15 protein-coding genes are annotated in these 21,815 nt (G+C 49.2%); 6 read left to right on the top strand and 9 right to left on the bottom strand.

The annotated features are described in order from the left end of the window. Positions 1-293 precede the first annotated feature (293 nt). Both GK091_RS07685 and GK091_RS07680 read right to left on the bottom strand, forming a co-directional pair. Positions 294-1,838, bottom strand: coding sequence for a TMF family protein (locus GK091_RS07685; RefSeq protein WP_246202166.1), 1,545 nt, complete (start codon positions 1,836-1,838; stop codon positions 294-296). 287 nt (positions 1,839-2,125) lie between these two features. Further along, positions 2,126-3,289 carry an autotransporter outer membrane beta-barrel domain-containing protein gene (locus GK091_RS07680; RefSeq protein WP_164036000.1) on the bottom strand — a complete coding sequence of 388 codons (1,164 nt, stop codon included), beginning with the start codon at positions 3,287-3,289 and terminating at the stop codon, positions 2,126-2,128. 1,112 nt (positions 3,290-4,401) lie between these two features. Between GK091_RS07680 and GK091_RS07675 the strand changes: the two genes are divergently transcribed. The 3 genes from GK091_RS07675 to GK091_RS07665 are packed head-to-tail and all read left to right on the top strand — an operon-like array spanning position 4,402 to position 6,925. Then, complete coding sequence (locus tag GK091_RS07675) at positions 4,402-5,124, top strand: glycosyltransferase family 2 protein (protein WP_164035999.1); 723 nt, start codon at positions 4,402-4,404, stop codon at positions 5,122-5,124. 24 nt (positions 5,125-5,148) lie between these two features. Continuing rightward, on the top strand, positions 5,149-5,973 hold the full coding sequence (locus tag GK091_RS07670; RefSeq protein ID WP_164035998.1) for a glycosyltransferase family 2 protein: 825 nt from the start codon (positions 5,149-5,151) through the stop codon (positions 5,971-5,973). 40 nt (positions 5,974-6,013) lie between these two features. After that, positions 6,014-6,925 carry an SDR family oxidoreductase gene (locus GK091_RS07665; protein ID WP_164035997.1) on the top strand — a complete coding sequence of 304 codons (912 nt, stop codon included), beginning with the start codon at positions 6,014-6,016 and terminating at the stop codon, positions 6,923-6,925. A gap of 1,065 nt (positions 6,926-7,990) precedes the next feature. Here GK091_RS07665 and mnmE read toward each other — a convergent pair. From mnmE to GK091_RS07645, 4 genes are all read right to left on the bottom strand, one after another. Continuing rightward, a complete protein-coding gene (mnmE, locus tag GK091_RS07660; protein WP_164035996.1) occupies positions 7,991-9,367 on the bottom strand; it encodes a tRNA uridine-5-carboxymethylaminomethyl(34) synthesis GTPase MnmE in 1,377 nt (458 codons plus the stop codon). A 110-nt stretch (positions 9,368-9,477) separates the two neighbouring features. Further along, entirely contained in the window at positions 9,478-10,509 is a 1,032-nt protein-coding gene (locus GK091_RS07655) for an oxygenase MpaB family protein (RefSeq protein ID WP_164035995.1), read from the bottom strand. Positions 10,510-10,624: 115 nt separating this feature from the next. Continuing rightward, positions 10,625-11,386: an MBL fold metallo-hydrolase gene (locus GK091_RS07650; RefSeq protein WP_164035994.1), complete on the bottom strand. Its 762-nt coding sequence runs from the start codon at positions 11,384-11,386 to the stop codon at positions 10,625-10,627. Between the two features lie 86 nt (positions 11,387-11,472). Further along, positions 11,473-11,853 carry a response regulator gene (locus GK091_RS07645; RefSeq protein ID WP_162386172.1) on the bottom strand — a complete coding sequence of 127 codons (381 nt, stop codon included), beginning with the start codon at positions 11,851-11,853 and terminating at the stop codon, positions 11,473-11,475. A gap of 341 nt (positions 11,854-12,194) precedes the next feature. On the opposite strand from GK091_RS07645, the gene GK091_RS07640 reads away from it, so the two are divergent. After that, entirely contained in the window at positions 12,195-12,632 is a 438-nt protein-coding gene (locus GK091_RS07640; RefSeq protein WP_164035993.1) for a WapI family immunity protein, read from the top strand. A 117-nt stretch (positions 12,633-12,749) separates the two neighbouring features. Here the strand turns inward: GK091_RS07640 and GK091_RS07635 are convergent, their stop codons facing one another. Further along, on the bottom strand, positions 12,750-16,442 hold the full coding sequence (locus tag GK091_RS07635) for a PAS domain S-box protein (RefSeq protein WP_164035992.1): 3,693 nt from the start codon (positions 16,440-16,442) through the stop codon (positions 12,750-12,752). A gap of 339 nt (positions 16,443-16,781) precedes the next feature. Between GK091_RS07635 and GK091_RS07630 the strand changes: the two genes are divergently transcribed. After that, positions 16,782-17,690, top strand: a complete 909-nt coding sequence (locus tag GK091_RS07630; RefSeq protein WP_164035991.1) for a hypothetical protein — start codon at positions 16,782-16,784, stop codon at positions 17,688-17,690. Between the two features lie 11 nt (positions 17,691-17,701). Next, the gene (locus tag GK091_RS07625) at positions 17,702-19,300 is read left to right on the top strand and encodes a hypothetical protein (RefSeq protein WP_164035990.1); all 1,599 of its coding nucleotides are present in this window, start codon (positions 17,702-17,704) and stop codon (positions 19,298-19,300) included. A gap of 4 nt (positions 19,301-19,304) precedes the next feature. Here GK091_RS07625 and GK091_RS07620 read toward each other — a convergent pair whose 3' ends face one another. Both GK091_RS07620 and GK091_RS07615 read right to left on the bottom strand, forming a co-directional pair. Beyond that, positions 19,305-20,870, bottom strand: a complete 1,566-nt coding sequence (locus tag GK091_RS07620; protein WP_164035989.1) for a WG repeat-containing protein — start codon at positions 20,868-20,870, stop codon at positions 19,305-19,307. A gap of 104 nt (positions 20,871-20,974) precedes the next feature. Further along, positions 20,975-21,811, bottom strand: coding sequence for a hypothetical protein (locus tag GK091_RS07615; RefSeq protein WP_164035988.1), 837 nt, complete (start codon positions 21,809-21,811; stop codon positions 20,975-20,977). Positions 21,812-21,815 lie beyond the last annotated feature (4 nt).

Genomic DNA, 21,815 nt, shown 5'->3' with positions numbered 1-21,815 from the left:
GGTAACGTTATAAAGCCAGATCAGGCCTATAGATACTACGCACTTGGTAATCATTTACACAAATAGCCTGTTACTAATCGAGATACTGGTTTGTATAACTAATTATAATACAAGCTGTCCATATGAGCTCGTTGAATTTAGCTATCGGAAGTGTCGTTCCGTAGCTCGTCGGTAGATTGTACGTTCAATTATACTTATAGTGTCGGCGTGACAAATAGAAATGCTGTTGGGGTAAGGGCCCGGTCGCATTAGCTGACCGGGCGGGGTAAATCAGAAGCAACTCGTAAGGTCAGTTATTTCTTATCCATTAGCTGTTTGACTAATTGCTTAAGCTCTTCAACCTGGCTGACACGTTGCTTTAATTCGTCAATCACTTTCTGCTGTTGAATGCTATACAGAGTCAGTTCCTCGATCTTCTCCAACAGCTTGGCATCCATCTTCGCGACATCAATACCCTTTTCCACTACCTCCGACGCGGAGGGTACACCGGGCAAATGCTTGTTAGCCTGTATGTAAGCACCGACATCAGCAAGTGGTTGTAGTTGATAGTCTGTCTCAAAAACTTTATCACTCCACTCATTAGTGTTTTTAACGGCAACCTTCACTTTTTCGGTTAGAATGCCTTTCGAGACGAATAAATTGTAATCCGAAGGCCGCTTACTAATACCTAAGCCGATAACTACTGCATCTTCCTCCGTTGTTTGCAACACACCATACTCATTACGCTGCCACAATTCAGCTTCCAGCCGACCACCGCTACTATAATAGTTGGTATTGGCAAGGATGACATTGCCTGTTTCATCGACCGATAAAAACTTAGACAGATTAAGTGCTGTGGGAGTGCTCTTGCTGGTCAGATTCTCCAGCCGTAAGCCCGATTGCCCGCCCGGCCCCACTATGTGTAGTTTGGCCTGCGGTGCCGAAGTACCGATGCCGACATTGGCGTTCGCACCCAGCACAATGCTATTACTCTGGCTTACGACCGACCTAGAGCCAATGGCTACTGCATTAGTCACATTGGGTGCGTCATACGTAACGTCAGCCCCATAGCCAATGAAAATATTATCGTTACCATTGCTGCCGTTGCCAGCGTACTGACCGATGGCTGTAGTACGCGTACCGGTTTGGTTGTTCAGCAAGGAGCCATCGCCTATAGCGGTATTCCCATTGCCGGTGGTAGTAGCCGAGCCCGAAGAGTTACCCACGAAGAGGTTGTAGTTGCCGGTGGTATTCGCTCCACCGGCTTGCTGGCCTAAAAATAAGTTACCCTGTCCAGTCGTACTTCTGACACCGGCCTCACTGCCAATAAACACATTAGCTATGCCAGCTGTGTTACTGAAGCCGCTTCGCCAGCCGATAAAAACGTTTCCTACGGTATTAACTCCTGAGGTAGTGCTGTAACCGGCATGATAGCCAACGAACGTGTTGGTACTACTCGTGGTATTGTTGTACCCTGCCCTATAGCCTACAAATGTGTTTTGGGTCCCGGATCGATTATAAAATCCTGCACCAGCTCCCATAAACGTATTTTCAGACCCGAATAGGTTAGCTTGTCCAGCAGTATAGCCGATAAAAGTATTTGCACCACCTCCTATGTTATTTGAGCCTGCGCTGGCTCCCACAAAGGCATTGTATATACCAGTAGCGTTTTTATTGCCCGCACTATCGCCCACAAAAACGTTATACCCACCAGTCATACTCGGATTGCCAGTTTTGGAGCCTACCAACGTATTGAATATGCCAGGTGAATTAGCATTAGCCGTATTGGCTACATAGTTAGTTTGAGCCAGCAGTGGCGCGCTCAGCAACAGAAGAAGTAGATAGATAGTTGATTTCATAAGATTCTATGCGGGTTTATTGGCGATCAAATTACTCTATGAGTTAATTTGTCATGAGCTTTACTAGACGAATAATAAGTTAAAAGCAACCAGCTACGTTTCTCTAATAGTATACAGGATTCACCCGGCGTGTAATTTTACTATTCGGCAGACCTGGTTGACTTCTTACAAGAGCCGGACTAATTTGTATGTGTGTATGCAATGTGTAGCTATTAGGGAAAGCGGAAAAGCCCGGCTCAGATGAGGTCGGGCTTTTCCGCTTTACTACCAGTAGTAAAAAAACCGATTTATTTCTTCTCAAGCAGTTGATTTACCAAACGCTCGAGTTGGTCAATTTTTGCTTCTTGCTTTTGATTAACTGCCTTCTGTTCCTGTTTCTCTTTTGCTAGCTGCTTCTCCAGTTGAATACTGTAGAGAGTCAGTTCCTCAATCTTCTCTAATAGCTTGGCGTCGGTCTTGTGCAAATCATTGCCCCGCTCAACCATCTCTCTGGCCGAGGGAACACCCGGCAGGTGTTCATGCTTTTGAATATACTGCTCGACTTGAGCCAGAGGCTGCAAGGCATAACCCGGTTTGAATACATAATCGCTCCACTCATTGGTGTTCTTGACGGCCACTTTCACCTTTTCAGTCAGAATGCCCTTACTGACAAACAGATTATAGTCTGCTGGCGTCTTATCGACTCCCTGACCAATGATAATCGATTCGCCGTTGATGCTTTGTAGGAACGAGCCCTTCCGCTGCCAATAGGCGTCGGCTACACCCTCACGAGCCGACCCGTTTAGACTACCCAGAATCACGGTACCATTGCCATCTACGGTGAGGAACTTAGTCTGGTTGGTCACGCTGGCGGTGTTATTGCTGGTTAGGTTCTGTAACCGAAGGCCCGACGTACCCGACACACCCGTTGTGATGTGTAGCTTGGCCTGAGGTGCTCCCGTACCAATACCTACGTTGGCATTGGCGCCTAACACGATGCTATTACTCTGACTAACCCGGGCTCTCGCTCCAATAGCGGTAGCATTGGTCAGATTAGGTGTGTCAGGGGTTACGTCAGCTGCAAAACCAACGAAGGTGTTCTCATCGTTACGGCTTTCTACGCCTGCAAAGCGGCCAATAGCCACATTATGAGTTCCTACTGAATTGCGCAGCAGGGAGCCGTCGCCAATGGCCGTATTACCCAGGCCTGTAGTTGTCGTGCTACCCGAAGCGTTCCCCACGAACAGGTTGTAGCTGGCGGTACTGTTGTAGCCTGCCTGCTGGCCCAAGAACATGTTGCCGGTACCGGTAGTATTAGTAAAACCTGCCTGGCTGCCAATAAACACATTAGCGGTACCACTCGTGTTACCGTAACCAGCCTGGTAACCTACAAATGTGTTGTTTCCGGCCGTAGTATTACTTCTTCCGGACTGATAGCCAACAAATACGCTACTAGTCCCAGTAGTGTTCACAATGCCACTTTGGTTACCTAAGAAAGTATTTTGATTGATGAACGATATATTGTTTTGAGCCAATGAGTTGACGGCGGTCCCCAATAGTAAACCAATTGTCGCAAAATATAGCTTTGAATAGATCATATAGGTCTTTCTGTCATAAACAATTATTATCAAAAGTAAACAATTGGAAGGATCAATTCACAAATTCCAATCTCTTGTTATGCTACTAAACTTTAATGCCCGATTGTCTATGGCATAAGCCACCCTGATACCAGCCCTGCATTGGCTCATCTTATCTGGGAACGCCCCACCGACTAAGACAGGGCGTCGTTATCAAACTAGCCAGCAAAGTGCTTATGCGTTGAAGCTACTGGGCTTAGAGGTGTCTGTATCTACAGGATTATCTTCACCTCTTCGCTCCCTCAGCTCCCGTTTCATTTCTTCCAGCTTCAAATTATCCGTAACCGGGTGAACTAATAACCGCTTCCTCGGCCACGGTCTACTCACCCTGGTTCCAGACGTAGAGCTTGTGGGGATAGTGACCGTTCGGGGCGCGTTCGGCGTGTCTGCCGTACAGAGCGAAACTCTTTACATACTACAATCAGGTGCGTAAACTTTTATTACTGGGCTACAAGAGCCCTAACTGGTTTTAGCGAGAGTATTCTACTAAACTTGCGTAGTTCAATTTGCTACAAAACGGACGACCTCAAGGTTATGGAAAGCATATCAGGACAATTACCATACGAAAAGCAATCAACTAACGCATTAACCTTATAATCAGTAAGTTAAAACAAATTCTCCGAACGATAAGGTACAAATAGGAGTCGAATTATGTAAACTAGTCAGACAAGACCTTTCAGTTAAACATTACCTATTGGATTATCCACACTAGATCACATAAAGGTTTTGACCTCTTGAGGCCCGGGGTAAAAGCAAAAGTATAGTTATAGTAAAGTGCACCAAGAAATTACACACAAAGGTAAAAGTCAAGAAAGCCAGCTCTAACTTGGTCAGACAAATAAAATTTGTAGTCACTGAATAATCCTGAAGGGTAAAACACGTCGTTTTTTTCTTTTATTAATATATTAATCTCAACCAGTTTCTACTTAAACAGGACTGCACTAAAGATGAAGCGAGTGAGCGTTTGCATGGCTACCTACAATGGCGCTTTGTTTATTGAAGAGCAAATACATTCTATCCTTAATCAGTTGGGTTTAAATGATGAACTAATTATATCTGATGATGGCTCAACTGACGATACGATCGGGTTAATCAATTCTTTTCAGGATCAACGGTTGCGTCTGGTACCCAGTCGACGATACAGGTCAACGGCACGGAATTTCGAGAATGCGCTCCAACACGCACAAGGGGAATATGTTTTCTTGTCAGATCAGGATGATGTATGGTATCCGGATAAAGTGGAAACTATATTAGCTAGTCTCGCTAGTCACGATTTGGTGTTAACTGATTGCCGCGTCGTTGACTCCTCTGGAGGAGTAATGCATGAATCGTTCTTCAAAAACCGCAGAAGTCAACTTGGTTTTTGGCGCAATCTTTGGAAAAATTCGTACATGGGGTGTTGTATGGCTTTCAGGCGTGATGTCTTATCCTACGTCTTACCATTTCCCCACCATATATATTATCATGACTGGTGGATAGGGCTGATGGTAGAACTACGGGGTAAGCCCTTTTTGTACGGTCAGCCCCTTATTCTGTATCGTCGTCATGGTTCCAATATGACACCGACAGGCGAGAGTTCTCATAATTGGAAGATTCGCATCCAGCATCGTTTTTGGTTAAGCTGGTCTATAGTTAAACGTACGATAGCACTACGTAATGCCATTTTATAGTTTTCCTATAATTTCCTCAATAGTATGAGAATAGCAGGTGTAATCGTATTATACAATAGTGCACTTTATTGCATACAGAATATTAAGACTTATTTACCCCAAATTGATAAGCTTTTTATTATCGATAACTCTGATTACATAGATGAGTCAATGGTTAAGGAATTAACTAAACTTACTGGCTCAGAATACATTTATAACCACGGTAATCAAGGTATTGCGCAAGCTTTAAACGAGGCAGCTAAACGCGCTATAGAAGAGGAGTATGATTATTTATTAACTATGGACGATGATAGTAGCGCACCTACTACTATGATTGCGGAAATGAAGCAGTTTATTTCTGCACAAATACAACCAGATCGGCTTGGTATTATCTCTGCAGCTCACTTGCCGGCCACGTTACGGGGGAACGTGCCGAATCGTGTATTGTATACCATGACATCTGGCAATCTGCTTAATCTAAGAGCTTATCAGGCCGTTGGCCCTTTTAGGGATGATTTTTTCATCGATCATGTCGATCATGAGTATAGTCTCCGCTTAAATAGTTCGGGATATAGTATAACTGAATTGCCTACCGTACGCATAAATCATCCCGTAGGAGAAAAGAAAATAAAGTGGGGTGTTACGTATGTATCACGTCAGCCTGTACGGCAATATTATATGGTTCGTAATGGCATAATTGTAGCTAAACAATATTTCCATCGTTATCCAATATTCACCTATAAAATGATCAAACTATTAATTAAAGAATGGCTAAAAATTATTCTTGCACAGACTAATCGTCGACAGCGTATGGCATTTATGATGAAAGGGTTAAGTGATGGTCTATCAGGAAGGACAGGTAAGGTCTGATGTATAGAAACGTTTAAAAGCTTTATTTCCAATAATTCCTATGAAACGGATTCTTATAACTGGTGCGAATGGATTTCTAGGTCAAAAACTGGTTGAGTTGCTGGCACATAGGCCTGGCATTGAATTGGTAGCTACCGCGCGAGGAAACAGTCGATTATCATTTTCAGAGGGTTACACGTATCATTCAATGGATATTACTGATCGTCGGGCCGTACTTGACCTTATTGCCAGTGTACGCCCGCACGTCGTTATTCATGGAGCAGCTATGACTGATGCAGATAAGTGTGAAGTTCAAAAGAATGACTGCTGGAAGCATAATGTACACGCAGTGGAATATATTATAGAAGCGTGTCGGGGCATAAATGCTTTTTTACTTCATATTTCAACTGATTTTATTTTTGATGGCACAGGCGGCCCTTATATAGAAACGGCTAAAGCCAATCCAATTAGCTTTTATGGCTGGAGTAAACAAGCCGGTGAAGCCGCTCTCCGACACTCGGGTCTACGGTGGGCTATTGCCAGAACGATGCTTGTTTATGGCCCTGCTTCAAATTTAAGCCGTAGCAATATCATTCTATGGGTAAAAAAATCACTTGAAGAAGGTAAAAAAATTAGCGTTGTGACCGATCAATGGCGTAGCCCGACACTGGTCGATGATTTGGCTATGGGTTGTTATTTGATTGTGGATAAAGAAGCAGAAGGAGTTTTTCATATTTCCGGAAAAGAAATGCTGACCCCTTACGACATAGCCGTCAAGACCGCTACATGTTTTGGCCTGGATACATCCTTAATTGACCAAGCAACTGCGTCAACTTTTACACAGAGAGCCCGCCGACCTCCCCGTACAGGTTTCATTGTAGAAAAAGCTCATGCAGTGCTGGGTTACAATCCCCATACATTTGAAGAAGGGATGGCCAGATTAGTAAGCCAGACGAAAGATAGTATTTTATAGGCTAGGCATAAAATGATCTAGATGAATATTTAACTAACTATACCAACTTGCTCTAATTTATCCGTCCCAGACCAAGACTACGAAAACGGTTTAACTACAAATAAATTTATTCCCTTTTATCTCATTGTTCGCTAAAAAAAATCATTTCCTTCCCCACTGGTTTAATACAATGTAAAACAGATAAAAATTAACTGATATAATGAGCTAAGTAGGTATCCAGTGGTAAAGTTGTTTGCCATAAACGGATCAGAGAACCATTCAAATATAGAAAGCAACTTGGCAACACATTCCTTAACTTCTGTCGATGGATTAAGGATTAATAAGTTTAATCAGCTTCGAAAAGAAGTTAAACTGCTAAAATCTAATGACAGAAAACTAGTCGAGCGATCATTATAACCACTTCAGATACCGAGCCGGAAGCTTTTATAAATGAAAAAGCGAAATGGATCTTCGCTCAATCTATATTGATATTGCTATGTCATGTTAAAAATAGTAGAATGAAATCTAAATTTTTCCTTACTTTAATAACCACGTTAATATTATCGGTAGCCATCAAGTTTTTAATTACCTAGCTAATCTGAACCCGCTTTAAGTAATAGAACAGAAAAAAAATCCCGTAAAGACATCTAATTTAATCCACAAAATAGGTCGTGGCACGCTTGCATCATTTAGCTACTATTTTTTGGAAGTCCGCCGATGCGGTTGACACTGTGGCGTCTGGTTAAGGTAGACAGTTTATAGTGTCTCCGTTGAATAACTGCCCATATTACCGCCGTTGTGCGGGCGCTACAAAGAAGTAGTTGTCCCATAATTTATCGAGAAATTTGACGAGTGAAGGTTAGCTATCGCTCTCTAGGACTATACAGTTAGTTCGTGCCATTATCGCATCACAAAAACAGGTTTTCGGTGAAAGCTCGTCGTTGAAGTACATCGAAGGCACAAATAAACAGGTACCAAACAACTATTAAAACGTAGCAAACATATAGTAAAAGACACAAAAAAAAGCCCATTAAAGGGCTTTCAGTGATGTTTAGATATAAGTTATGATATTGACAGTAAGTGCGGTTACTTTCCGATACAGAATTTACTGAAAATTGACTCCAACAAGTCATCAGTCGTTATTTCTCCTGTCAGCTCGCCAAGATGTCGAAGGGCAACGCGCAAATCCATGGCGAGCCAATCGGGGGTTACGCCTACGTCCAATCCTGCGATAGCGCGGGCAAGCGCATCATCGGTGCCTGTGAGGTGTTCGTAATGGCGGGCATTCGTTACAACGGCACTGCCTGTCTGCACGGCGGTATCCGTCCGAACGCGGGACGATAGCGAAGTTTTAAGCGTGTCGAGGTGACTGTGTTTCGCAGCCGAAATCCAGACAATTGGCTCGGCAGCAATGGTTTCTAACGTCTGTCTTTCGTTCTCGGTTATAGCATCAAGTTTATTTCCTACCAGTAAGTACGGCTTTCCCGACGAACGGATTTCGGCAATGGAAGTTTGTAGGTCGTCGGGTGAGCTGTTTTTGCCATCGAACAGGTAAATAACTAGGGATGCATCCCGCATTTTTTGCTGCGTTCGCTCAATACCAATCGCTTCAATCTGGTCGGTCGCCTGGCGTAGACCAGCTGTATCAATCAATCGGAACCGAATGCCATCAATGAACAACTCATCTTCAATGGTGTCACGCGTCGTTCCCGGAATATCGGAAACGATAGCCTTTTCTTCGTTCAACAGGGCATTCAGTAATGTCGATTTTCCCGCATTAGGCTTACCGACAATGACGGTGGAAACGCCGTTCTTTATCGCATTTCCAGTCGAGAACGAATCCAATAAAGGATGTAACACCCGACGGATATCGAGCATCAACTGCCGTAGCTTATCGCGATGGGCAAATTCGACATCTTCCTCACCGAAATCCAGTTCCAACTCGACCAACGCTACAAAGTCGATCAATTGCTGACGCAACGTCTTCAGCTGTTTCGAGAAACCGCCCCGCAGTTGCGTAAGAGCCGCCCGGTGACTGGCGTCCGAATCAGAAGCAATCAGGTCGGCCACGGCTTCCGCCTGAACCAGATCAAACTGACCGTTCAGGAAAGCGCGCTGCGTAAATTCGCCCGGACGGGCCAGTCGGGCTCCCTCCTGCGTTAATCGACGTAAAATCTGCTGGATAATGAACTCGGAACCGTGGCACGAAATTTCGACAACGTCCTCTTTCGTAAATGATTTTGGTGCCCGAAACACAGTCACCAGCACTTCGTCGATGATGCTACCATCCGTGTTGCGCACTGTGCCAAAATGAGCCGTGTGCGAGCCCTGCGTTGTCAAGTCTTTACCCTGAAAGATACGATTGGCTATGTCGATGGCCCCTTCGCCCGACACCCGCAGGACGGCAATGGCCCCAATGCCCGGAGCCGTAGCCAGAGCAGCAATAGGTTCTAACTGAAACAAGGTGTTATGTGTATTTTTTGAGGCTAACGTTCATTACTAATCCGTAGTGGAGCTACCATAGTGGAGCTACCGTAGTGGAACCTGCGAACGGCAATGGATAGCGGTCAGTCTTATGAAATCGGAAATTGACCCGGAAAAACAGGCAGCCGATTGACCAGCCCTGCCAGTCGTTTCTCAACAGACGCTTTAGGGACGCCAAGCCAGTCTGCATGCTGATCGCCGAGAAAGAAACGCATTTCGCCCGCTGCGAGGTTCCGGAACGTGTCAGCCCGATTGATACCGGATGACTTGTCGGTGCCCGTGCTTATCTGCGTGATAGCCGTCAGCAGTGAGCGGGTAAGTCCCCGACCGGCTTCTGAGGGCACAAACTGCCGTTTCGATATAGCCCGTTCAAGCGAATAGGCTTCCCGGAGATTTTTGGGTAACAGGTCATCCGCAACGCCATTCACATAACCAACCACGTTGACGTGATGCAGGAAACTCTCCTCTTCCTGCTCCGTCGCCTGTATACCTGCCTTCCGCAGACCGCGCAGCACGATATATGAAAAAGCGAGATTCGTAGCGGCCATATCTTCCTGATTGATCGGATGACCCCAATCCTGGTTCCAGCGTCCCGAATGCAGCGAAAACCAACGCGCACCGGCGTGAATCAAGCGCACTTTCAACGTTCGGACAATCGCTTTACCCGAAGCCCATTCCTTCGGATTATTTACGCCAAATACCCACTCACCCGTCTCCTGCAACCGGCGAACAGTATCGTTTTTAATTCGTTCGGTAAGCCAGAGAACCTGAGCCCCATTCGCGCCCAGATAACAATAGGGCAGCGAAAAACAACCCAGGATCAAGCCAATCTGACCGGCGTATTTTTTGAAAAAAGCCATACCGGCAGCCATCCGCTTCGCGGCAGCCCAATCTGGTAAAGAAGCATAACTGGCAAAAAAAGTACGCACCGACTCAGGTTGGCCGTCCACATCGATAGCCTGCGTGTCGGCCAGCCAGCCCATCAGCGAACGTAAACTGACGGGTCCGCCCGCTTCCACAACGGCCGCAATGACCTCATCGGCGGGAGCGTCACCCTGCTGACGGTAGCTTTGCAGTAGTTGATCGGAAAATAGTCGGGAAGACTTTATAGGCGTTAGCATGGCATCGGTTGATGATCTGAACGAGTAACGCAGTGTCAGGCGAATTGGTTTGTCGTGCCGTTCAGCCCGAGCAATGCGGAACCTGCTTTCCCGGATTAATCGAACTCCGTACTAGCTACAGCCTGATCTGCAAGCCATCGTACCCTAATCGGATATGCGCAGGCAATTCGTGTTCAACCTCGCGATGCAGGCCAAGCTTGTGACTGATGTGCGTAAAATAGGTTTGGTCTGCGCCGATACGGGTTGCCAGTTCTACAGCCTGATCGAGCGTAAAATGGGACAGGTGCGGCAACCGCTGAAGCGCATCGAGCACCAGTACTTTAGTACCATACACCTTTGTCAGCTCGTCTTCCGAAATGTAATTGAGATCGGTCAGATACGTAAAATCCCCAATGCGGAAGCCAAAAACGGGTAGCTTGTGATGCAGTACATTGATCGGTATAACCGGGACTCCCGATACCGCAAACGGCTCGTTCCGGATTTCGTGGGCCTTGATCCGGGGAATACCGGGGTATTTATGCTCCGCAAAAATATAGGAGAATTCCTGTTTCAGCTGATTCAGCACGGGTAGACGGGCATAAATCGGCATATCCTGACCCGAACGAAAGTTAAAGGCACGAACCTCATCCAGACCTGCCGTGTGGTCTTTATGTTCGTGCGTGAACAGAACGGCATCGAGTTGTTTCAGATCGAGCCGGAGCATCTGCTGGCGAAAATCGGGACCCGTATCGATGACGAAACTACGGCCATCGATAGCCATGTGAATGGACGAACGGAGCCGCTTATCACGAAAATCCACGGATCGACATACATCGCACTCGCACCCGATCAGCGGGACACCCGACGACGTTCCTGTACCCAGCAGCGTGATAATCATAAGTGAGAGAAAGACTGGGCTACCGGAGCAGTGAAGCAGCCCACGAGCGAAAACGCGTTAATCACCCGTGGGCCAACTCGCCTTGTTTATTTATCCGTAAGCTGATTAACCACTTCAACCAGTCGGTCGAAGTTGAGCGGTTTAACCAGCACATCATTGAAGCCGGCTGTTTTAAATTCTTCTTCGGTATAGTTCTTGGCGTTGCCCGTAATGGCTACGATCGGAACCGCTGCTTTTTCTTTTTCGGGTAACGCCCGAACGCGCCGGACGCACTCCATGCCATCCATAACCGGCATGTTGATGTCTAGAAGCAGGATACTGAAGTCTTCTTTTTCCAGGATTTGCAGGACCTGTTCGCCGTTTTTAACAGCTGTAATATCGTAATTCTGAAACTCAAGAATTTTGCGGGCCAGATTCTGGATAACGGAACTATCTTCGGCAATCAGGACGCGTTTGGAAGCTGACATAGGGCTTTTGGAATCGTGTTACGTTTTAACGTGGTGAAATTAGCATTTTATCCGCAAACGCAAAAGAAGGGCTTTGCAAACGACAAATCAGAATGACTTTGGTTCAGAACGCAGTAAGCCATTCCCAACAGATTACCGGCATTATATTTCTATGAAAATTACAGTCAAATAAGACAACGATCCAATTTTAATTTTATATTTGATACAGCAATTCGCTGCCTGTCTGTTCTTCGCTCCGTCGTCGCGACGGTTTTACCAGCCAATAAACGGTCATTCTGCCTCTCCCACACCGGGCCGTTGCCGTACGCACTAGTCGTTAGTCCTTCTCTTTTACCGAAGCCATGAAACTGACCGGACCGGAAGGCTCTTTTGAGCTGAACATTCTAGATTACGAGTGTACTGACTCGCCCTACTTTATGGATCGAAACTGGCTGATCGTAAGTGTCAGAACCCGATACCAGGAACTCGATTACGTACGCACTGCGTCGATTCTCTCGACCTGGGAGCTGGAATTACTGCTGAAATGGATGCGCGCTATTGCCGACGAGCATGAACTATCTTCCCGGTTGACGTTCGTTGACCCAGCCCTGAGCTTTAGCAACACGTCGACTGGCCGCAATGATTATCGGCTTCGTGTTAAGCTCAGTGCCGACGCCCTCCCTAACTGGAAGCGCGACCGAACACCATTTTATTTACCGGTTGCCCCCGACAAGCCCGAACTGCAACGAGCGATTCAGGATCTTGAACGGCAACTCCGGCAATTTCCGGTACGCGATTGACGGGCTTCACGGATGGTGAGAGTGTCCAGTGGCCATCACACGGCTCATCAACCAAGCTGGTTGCAGCAGGCTACATGACAATGCCTCTGCCCTATCCTACTGCAACCAGTTACTGACCTATTTTTTCCAGGCTTTCAGAAACGCGTCAAATTCCCGTTCGAGCGCTGTCAACGCGTCGCCCAGGCCGCTGGTATCATTCACTTTGAGCTTGCCCTCGGCAGTACGGGCAATGTCGGCCACGCGGGAAACGCCAATAGTGCCGGCACTGCCTTTGAGCGTATGCAAGTGGCTCTTGACCGTTGGAATATCGCCGAGCGAGTAAGCCCTGACCGCATCCGTAACCAGTTCGGTAGCTTCCAGTTCGAACTCTTCCATGATGCTGTCAACCAACTCCTGCCCGCCAATAGCGCGTAATTGACCAACAATCTCGTCGTCGATGATAGGCAATGCCGATTCTGGCTCAACAACGATTGGTTTTGGCTTCGGTTGTTCCGACACATCCTGACGCCGGGCCCGGTTGGCTTCCGTAATTTCTTTCACCTTGGCCACCAGGCTCTGCGCCCGAATTGGTTTGGCAATGTAATCGTCGAGGCCCTGGCTGATGAATCGTTCACGGTCTTCACGCATGGAATAAGCAGTCATGGCCACCACAATCGGAAGCTGCTTGCCGTACTGCTGGCGCAGGTTGCTGGTCGTTTCCACGCCGTCCATGTCCGGCATCTGGATGTCCATGAAAATGACGTCGAACCCAGTAAACCCGTCGACTCCTTTTCGGGCTTCCGCTTTTTCCACCTCGCCAATCGCAGCCGGGCCACTATCGGCGGTGACCACGATACAACCGGATTTGCGCAGAATTTCGCTGGCGACCTTGCGGTTAACGGCGTTATCATCGACCAGCAGCACGTTGGGGTGATAGTCGCTGAAGAAGTTGGCCAGCGCTACTTCGGCCACTTCGGTATTTTGCTGGGTTGGGCTGATAGCCGTTTCCTTCAACTCGAAGGTAAACCAGAACGTACTCCCCATCCCGACGGTCGATTCGACGCCCACTTCGCCCTTCATCAGGTGCGCCAGTTCTTTCGAGATGGACAAGCCCAGGCCCGTACCACCGAATGATTTGCGCGATGACGTATCGACCTGACTAAACGAATTGAACAGGAGGTTGATGTTTTCGGGCGAAATGCCGATCCCGGAGTCTTTCACGTTGACCCGAATCCGGTTAAACTTCCCGCGCTTGCTGATCAGCGACACCTCAACCCGCACCGTGCCGTTTTCGGTAAATTTGATCGCATTCGACGTCAGATTGGACAAGATCTGGAGCAACCGTGTCTGATCGGCAATAACGAATGTGGGCAGATCCGGACCGATGTGGTAGGTTAGCTCGTTGTTTTTAGAGCTGGCCTGCTGCCCGAACAAGGCGATCAGTTTTTCAAAGATTTCGGCAAATGCGACCGGCGACTCGTGCAACGCCATTTTACCAGCCTCAATTTTTGAGAGGTCCAGAATGTCGTTCAGGATATTGAGCAGCGTTTCCGACGATCGCTTGATGGTTTTCACGTAGCTACGCTGTTCATCATCGAGTTGCGTATCGTTCAGCAGATCGATCATGCCAATGACCCCGTTCATAGGCGTCCGGATTTCGTGGCTCATGTTGGCCAGGAACCGCTCCTTCACCTTCAACGACCGTTCGGCTTCTTCCTTGGCTTTGACCAGCTCCGCCGATTGCCGTTTGAGTTCGGTTATGTCGCGGGCCAGGACGGCTACCACGGAGTAGATGCCATGCTCATCTTTCAGCAGCAGCATGTTGAACATAAACTGCCGCTCGGTACCGTCTTTACGACGCAGGCTGACTTCAAAATTGCGCAGGCTATGATTACGCCCCAGTTTGATCATGGCCCGATGAATAATGCTTTTATCCACCAGGTATTGCGTCGCGTCCTGCCCCAGCACCTCTTCCGGCGTGTAGCCCATGCGCTTGAACACCGACGGACTGATCATGGTGATCCGGCCTTTGCGGTCGACACGCGCGTAGATATCCTGTAGGTTTTCGAAAATACCCCGGAATTTTTCTTCACTTTGCCGGGTGGCAATCTCGGCCCGTTTACGGTTGGTAATGTCGCGGGCAATTCCCGATACTTCGTCGATGACACCACCGGCGAGTAAGATCGGGTTCAGGTGAAATTCCAGATACGTTTCTCCCCGGGCGGTCTCGAAATAAAGCTCGAAATTCTGCGGAAATCCCCGAAATGCCTGCCTATACTTTTCTTCCAGCGTTCGCCGGTTTTCTTCACCGATCATCCGCCAGCCGAGTTTGGGAGCACTGGCCTGGATCGTTGGCAGTTCATCCAGCTGGTATTCGATTAGCCGGGTGTAATTTTTATTGAATGACGTCAGGCGTAATGTTTTATTGACCGACCAGATCAGATACGTGCTACTATCGAAAATAGCGTTCAATCGGGCGTTCTGCTTATCCAGCGCGGCCTCCGACTGCTTGCGGGCAATCGCCAGCGCGACCTGGCCCGAGATAAATTCCAGCAGCTCCAGATCGCGGGGGCCATACGCCTGCGGATCGTCGTACGATTTCACCCCGATGATTCCCGTTATCTCGTCGCCAATTCGCAACGGAGCCGTCAGCATCACCTCGGGCTGAAGCTGTCCATAAAGATCGATCTGATGTTTTTCGGCCAGCTGCCGAATATCTTTCTCGTACAGAAACAGCGGTTTGTTCGCATTGATGGTGTATTCGGTGAGGCCGTTTCCCAGCCTCCGCTTGGTGAACCGCATGTTGCCCCCAAAATACTCATCGACATAATACGGGAACGACAGGTAGGTTTTGCTGGAATCATAGAGGGCAATGAAGAAGTTGCGGGCGTAAATAATGTTGCCCAGTTCTTCATGGATTTTATGATACAGCTCGTCCAGATTCGGCGTGTTGATCGTCCAGTTGGCAATGCTGTAGTAGAGCTTTTGCGACTTCTCGGCCCTGATCTTGCCCGTCGTATCGTGCAGGATACACCGGAACGCAGTCGGACGGCCATTGTCGAAACGGCAGTTTACACTCCCGGACAGAAAGAGCGTTTTACCCGTTTTGCTCCGAAAAACCGTTTCAACGTAAGGCAGTTTGTCCCCGTTCTGGATGCGCTTCAGCAACGCCAGAGTGCTATTGGCATAATCGGGATGCAGGACATCGCGCAGATTGAGCGCGGCCATCTCGTCGGAACTGTAGCCCAGCACGTCACGCCAGGCCCGGTTGACGAAAATAAACTTACCGTCGAGGGTTAGCAGCTGAATCAGATCCGACGTGTTATCGACCAGATCCTGCAACTGCGCGTTGGTGTTGGACAGGGCCGAAGCGACCCGCCGTTTGTTAGTGATGTCTTCGCCGATGAGCGTGAACGACGCTAACTTATGGTCGTTTAGCGGATTGATAACGAACGAGTTCAGTTGAACATTCCGAACGGCACCGCTACGCGTCAGCAAACTGATATCTTTCTGTTCGGGTGCACTTCCCCGGAGAAGTGCTTCTTCAAACTCCAGTTCGAGACGCGCCCGGTCGGCTGCCGGAATAAATACATCGAAAAAGCTTTTCCCGATAATATCTTCTGATTGCCAGGCCGTAACCCGATAGGTATAAGGATTGACGTAAACCAGCGTCCCCTGCTGGTCGACGGTGACCCCAATCAGGTTAAGCTGATCGAGTGTTTGACGGACATCTGTATAGTGAGCATCTGCCAGCATGACCCCGTCGCGTTCGTTATGAAGCCGTTCGATTTCGGCCACTAGTTCATCTTTGGTTTTGGCAGACCAGCGCATAATTGACAATCGGGGAGTGGGTAAGCATGGAATTGATGTGACGGTGAGCAACGACCTACGTTGATAGCTCACCGTTAAATTTAAAAAATTTATTGGTATTCGACAAGTGCCTGCGGTACGCACTCGGGCACTATTTAGTAGAGGAACGATAATCGGTTGGCATAATATTGCTTAATTTGCCAGGAATGATTCCACGACCAGGCAGAAACGGTTGGTATTCGGATTGTTCCTGCTCATCGGTGCGCGCTGTGAACCTGTTGATTCGGAACGCCGACGTTTGCCTGTTCGTACCAAACCATCAGCAACGACCCGCCGATTCTCGTCCGTAACTGATTTATCATGCGTCTGTTTTTTTTCAGTCTACTCAGCCTAGTTACCAGTTTATCCAGTCTGGCCCAGGAACGTGTGCGCAACGTCAGACTGCGTGTATTCGACTCGACTCAACTGGAAATTCGCTACGATCTGCTCACGGCCCGGCCTGGTGATTCCATTTACGCAGACGTTCAGAGCCGTGTTCGTGGCCCCCTGCGTATGCTCCCTCAGTTTGTGCGGGGTGATGTAGGGCTACGGGTTATAGCGGGTACGGATCGGCGGATCATCTGGAATGCATTGGCCAATGGCTACGCACTGAATGAAGAAATTCAGGCAACTGTTCGGGTTAAAACCGGACTCCCACCTAACACGACGACACTAGCTGCCAGTCCGGATAGTCCAGCCCAACGTGACCCGGCTGCCACAACTGGATCGGCTCCTTCACCGGCCATACCATCCGCTACGGGCCAACCTAGTGCGGTCCAACCTAGTGCGGTCCAACCGCAAAACCGGCGCTACGCTGGTCCAGCCTGGGCGTTGCTGTCAGTGGTGGCACCGGGTATCGGCAATGTTTTTGTCCAGTTACCCAAACCAAAACTTGGCCTTCGTCCGTTACTATTCATTGGGTGTTATGGGTTGGCCGCTTACGGCATTGTGGAGCGGCAAAAATCCATCGATAACCTTTCTCTGTACGAACAACAGAAAAGTACGCCGGCTGCCGAAACGTATCGTAAGCTGTCCGACGATCATCACAGCCGTTATCTGCTGGCCACACGAGGTGCTCTGATCGCTGTGGCTACCGATGTTGTGTTGACGTTTATGCGGGGATTGCGGAATGACCGGCTACAGAAAGAGGGCAGCCGGATTCAGTCCTTTACGATTTACCCCGGACTCCAGGCAGGGCAGCCAACGGCGGTCGTCCGGTATTTATTCTAGACAGAATCTTCATGCGCCGGTTATCAGTACTTGCTTTTCTTATTCTGCTATCGATAAACGGCTTTGGTCAGACGACGAAACAGGCAAAGCCGTTCATCTATTCGGCATCCAGCGACTGGCAAAACGTTTCGCTTAAGCCAACCGCTTCCAATCCCGTTAACGCACCAGCCACACCCACACGTACCCAATCCGGAGTAACGTCATCCGCGGTTTCTCCGCCTTCGGTCGTCCAAACCAATTTACCCACTGGTGCACCCGTTCCGACAACGCAGCCATCGGTGCCCAATGCGCCAGTGTCCAGATCGGGTCGAACCAGTTCATCGAACTCATCTACGTTTCGACCGGCCTTTACCGGTGATTTTGCCACGAACAGAAACGGCTGGAAAGCAGGAATCAAGGGCGATTATCAGTATCAGATTGGGCTGGGTCGCTACAGCATTCGCAAGCGAAGCAACAGCACGCAGCAGGTGGCCTTTAGTTATGTGCCCCTGCCGACGAATATCAACCTGAACACGGCCGATCAGTTTACGATCAAGATCGACGTGCTGGCCGATTCAGGACGCGTACCGAATGGCGGTTTATTATTTGGCGTTAAAGACTCTCTGAATTACAACGCGTTCATAATAAATAGTGAAGGCGACGTGGCTATCACCCAGGTAGTAAACGGCATAGCCGCTGGAGCGTACATGCCCGGCGATTTCTTTAAACCGGGGATTCCCGTCGATCGTAACCGAAATCGGCTCACCATCCGCCGGAAAGGCTACGGCCTCTACTTCTACGTCAATGAGCAGGAAATTCGCAGTAGTCCATACCCGTTCAAAACGCTGGCGGGTAATGGGATCGGCATGATCTCGTCGGCCTACTGGACCGCGTTCCAGAAGTTGAGCGTTACACTGGGCGCATCCGGAACCGATATACTACCAACGTATACCTCGTCGGCCCGTTTACCCGCAACACCGGCCAACGTTCCGACTAAAACACCCGAACCGACAGGTAGTCCATCATCGGTTGCGGAAGTGCCCGACGTGATCAACACAGCACCCGCTTCGTTTTCGGAATCGTTCGCTAACAACCAGAATCGCTGGCTGGTCGGTCAGAAGAATGGGTACGAATTCACGATGAGTCCCGGCAATTATTACATCCGGAAAACGGCTTTATCGACAGGCAATCCCGCTCAGAGCTTCATCGCGTTACCAGAAGCGCTGGACCTCAACAAAGCAAAATCGTTTACCATAACGGTCGATATGGTCGTACCTCCCGGTGTTCAGCCCGATGCAGGTCTGTTAATTGGGGTAAAAAACAGCACTACATTTTGCCAGTTTCGACTTATTGGCACAGACAGGGTTTCTATTAAATCGATTACCAACGGAAACACCTTCGCCAACTATATGCCCGGCAAGCCAACCCCACCCCAGGTAACCGTCAACCGCGAACGAAATACGCTGACCGTAAAAAAGGAGTTGAATCAGCTGCATTTTTACATCAATGGGAAGGAAGTGGAAGATAGCCCCCACGTGTTCCGGCCGTTCAAAGGCAACGGAGTTGGGTTCGTTACGGCCTCCCCTACGGTGAAATTTCAAAACCTGACCGTACTGACGGAATCGGAGTGATCGACTAGTTTCGGATCTGTTCGCCCGCCCGGTTGATGGTCATAAGCTGGCCGTTCAAAAAAACGGAGGCCGTATTGTTGCTACGAAACGGAGTCGTGGCTTCAAACTGGGGATTGATGACCCACTCATCGAATTCATTGACATAGCCCCACCGCTTCCCTTTTCGGGCCATCCGCCAGCCCTGCTCATCGGTGCGACTGTCTACTTTATCGTAGGGTTTGTTCGTCGGTTCCGAGTACTGTGGCCTGGCCGTTTGCGACGACGATCGCGTTTCGGGCTGCTCACGAACGACGGGCGCGGGTTTACTGGAAACCGGAACGTCCTCTTTCCGACTACTGGCCGTCAGCAACGGCTCCTCTTTAGTAGACTGTTCAGCCGGTTTTTCCACAAACGATTCAGTCGGCGAAACGTCTTTCTTCCGTTTCTTCTTCACGGCGCGAACGGGCCTGCTCACCGACCGTTTGGTGGTCTTTTCCGTTTGTGGCTTCTCGGGCGGTTCCGTCCTTCCCGAGTTCGTATTTTTGATGAACCAGTAAATCAGGGCCAGCAACGCCAGCGCGAACAGCACTCCATATATACCACTGCGATCAGGACGAATAACTTCCACCCGAACGGTACTTAGTGGGTTATTATTCACGTCGAAAAGGGTATATTCCGTCGTTTTGGTCGGCTTCACCCATCCCCTATTTTGTGGAGACAAGCCTGTACCCAGATCATCGATCGTCACGGCCAGCAGGTTTTCTACATCCCAGGACAAGGTTACGGGTTCGCCCTTTCGTACGCGGGCGGGCTGGGCGGTAAAGGAACGGACAATGGGCTGCGGCTCCGGAACGCGCGACGGCTCGGGTCGGTACGGTTCCGGCGTTTTGACGGGGGCTGGTTCTGTAGTGGCTTTGTAAAGCACATTTTCCCAATCCGTAGACACCAGTCGCTCGCGGAGCGTATTCCCCTGCGGTTCGCGGGCGGCCTTGAAAAAGTTACTGACCAGATACGAGAAAATTTCTTCCGTCACGACCGGCTCATCCGCATTGATTGCTTGCCCCAGATCGCGCAACACCCACGACGGGATGATGCGTTCCGATTTGTAATCGTCCAGTTTAGCCGCAATCTTCCGACGCACATCCTCCCGACTCAGACTTGCCGGAACAACGGGAGCCGCCATAGTTTGGGTTGGCGCGAGTACCGGAACGGGTGTGGCGACTGGCTCCGATTTGGGCGGGTCTGGAATCGTAGCCAGAATAGCCGGAAGCCAGCGTTTTTCGACAAACGGGCGGGATAAGGTCAGACGCTCGGCTTCCGTGACAATCTCCTCGACATGAAGCGGCAACAGTTGTTTTTTATCCGCGCGGGCATACGATTCAGCGGTCGCTTTCAACGCGTTGATGCGCGGAAACAGTCCCCCGACCTGATAACTCACGTCGTTGACCAGCCGCATGAATTCGGCGGAGGCAATACCATCCTGCTCGGCTTCGGTGAGCAGACCATTTCTGCGCCATTGCCACTCTTTCAGGTCGCCTTCATGCAGGACGACTTCTTCCTTAATTCGTTCTTTTAATTCGGTAAGCGTCATTGTGACTGCCTGTATAGGTAGCAAAGATAACTGGGTAGGTTCGATAAATGGTGATCAGCGTAAACCGATCACCGGACGACATCACGTACCCAACTACGAACACATTAGGCGTAGAAACTAATTTCCGCTTTTTCGACAATATGCCATTTTTCGCCTTGCAATTGCAGTTTCCCGTCAGCAACCATGTGGATGCGGCTGTTAACTTCGGGCCGTGACTGGTAATTGCAGGCATCACTCAGGTACGAATACGGATCGCTCAAGGCTAGCCGCTGGGCTTCGGGATCATCCGTTACGCGGAACGTAGCCTGCCCTGCTCCGGTTGGTGTGATCACGAATACCATTGGCCGATTCGGGGTTTCGACCAGACTGGCTACACTAAACCCACCGGGGACATCGGCGGTTCGCGCGTACAGCTTAGCCGGTGGCGTATTGACCGGAGCGGACCGCTGCACCTGTGTAGGTGCGGGCATGGTAGTCCGTTGCGGGGCAGGCTCGCTGGGCCGAACGGCTTGCTGTGTCGGTACGGGTCTGGGCACAGCTGCTGGTTGTTGAGGATTGGGGGCAGGTGCCGCCGGTTGCCGATTGTCGGTACGGGCGGCCTGTTTCAATTGGCCTAACTGTTCCTTAAGCACCTTCACATCATTAATAAGTGCTTTATTATCGCGCTCCAGCGACGATACCCGGTTGCTTAACTCCTGAACGACGTTTGCACTTCCGCTGGATGCCGATCTTCCTTGCGAATTTATTTTTTCCCAGCCCAGCCGACTTTGCCACCAGAGCAGGACGAGACCGATCAAGGCCAGCAACGCCAGAATCAACGACAAATACGTGTAGAACGTTGGCTTCGATGCGGTGGTCTCAACATTCTGCGCCTGCGCGACTATGCTGACTGTCAGCCCAATGGCTAACAGCCAGCCTTTTTTGACTCGTTGCGTCATCATTCCG

It is taken from the genome of Spirosoma agri (assembly GCF_010747415.1).
GTDB classification, from domain to species: Bacteria; Bacteroidota; Bacteroidia; order Cytophagales; family Spirosomataceae; genus Spirosoma; species Spirosoma agri.
The sequence above is the reverse complement of the archived record's forward strand: the minus strand, read 5'-3'. Positions and strand labels throughout refer to the sequence as shown.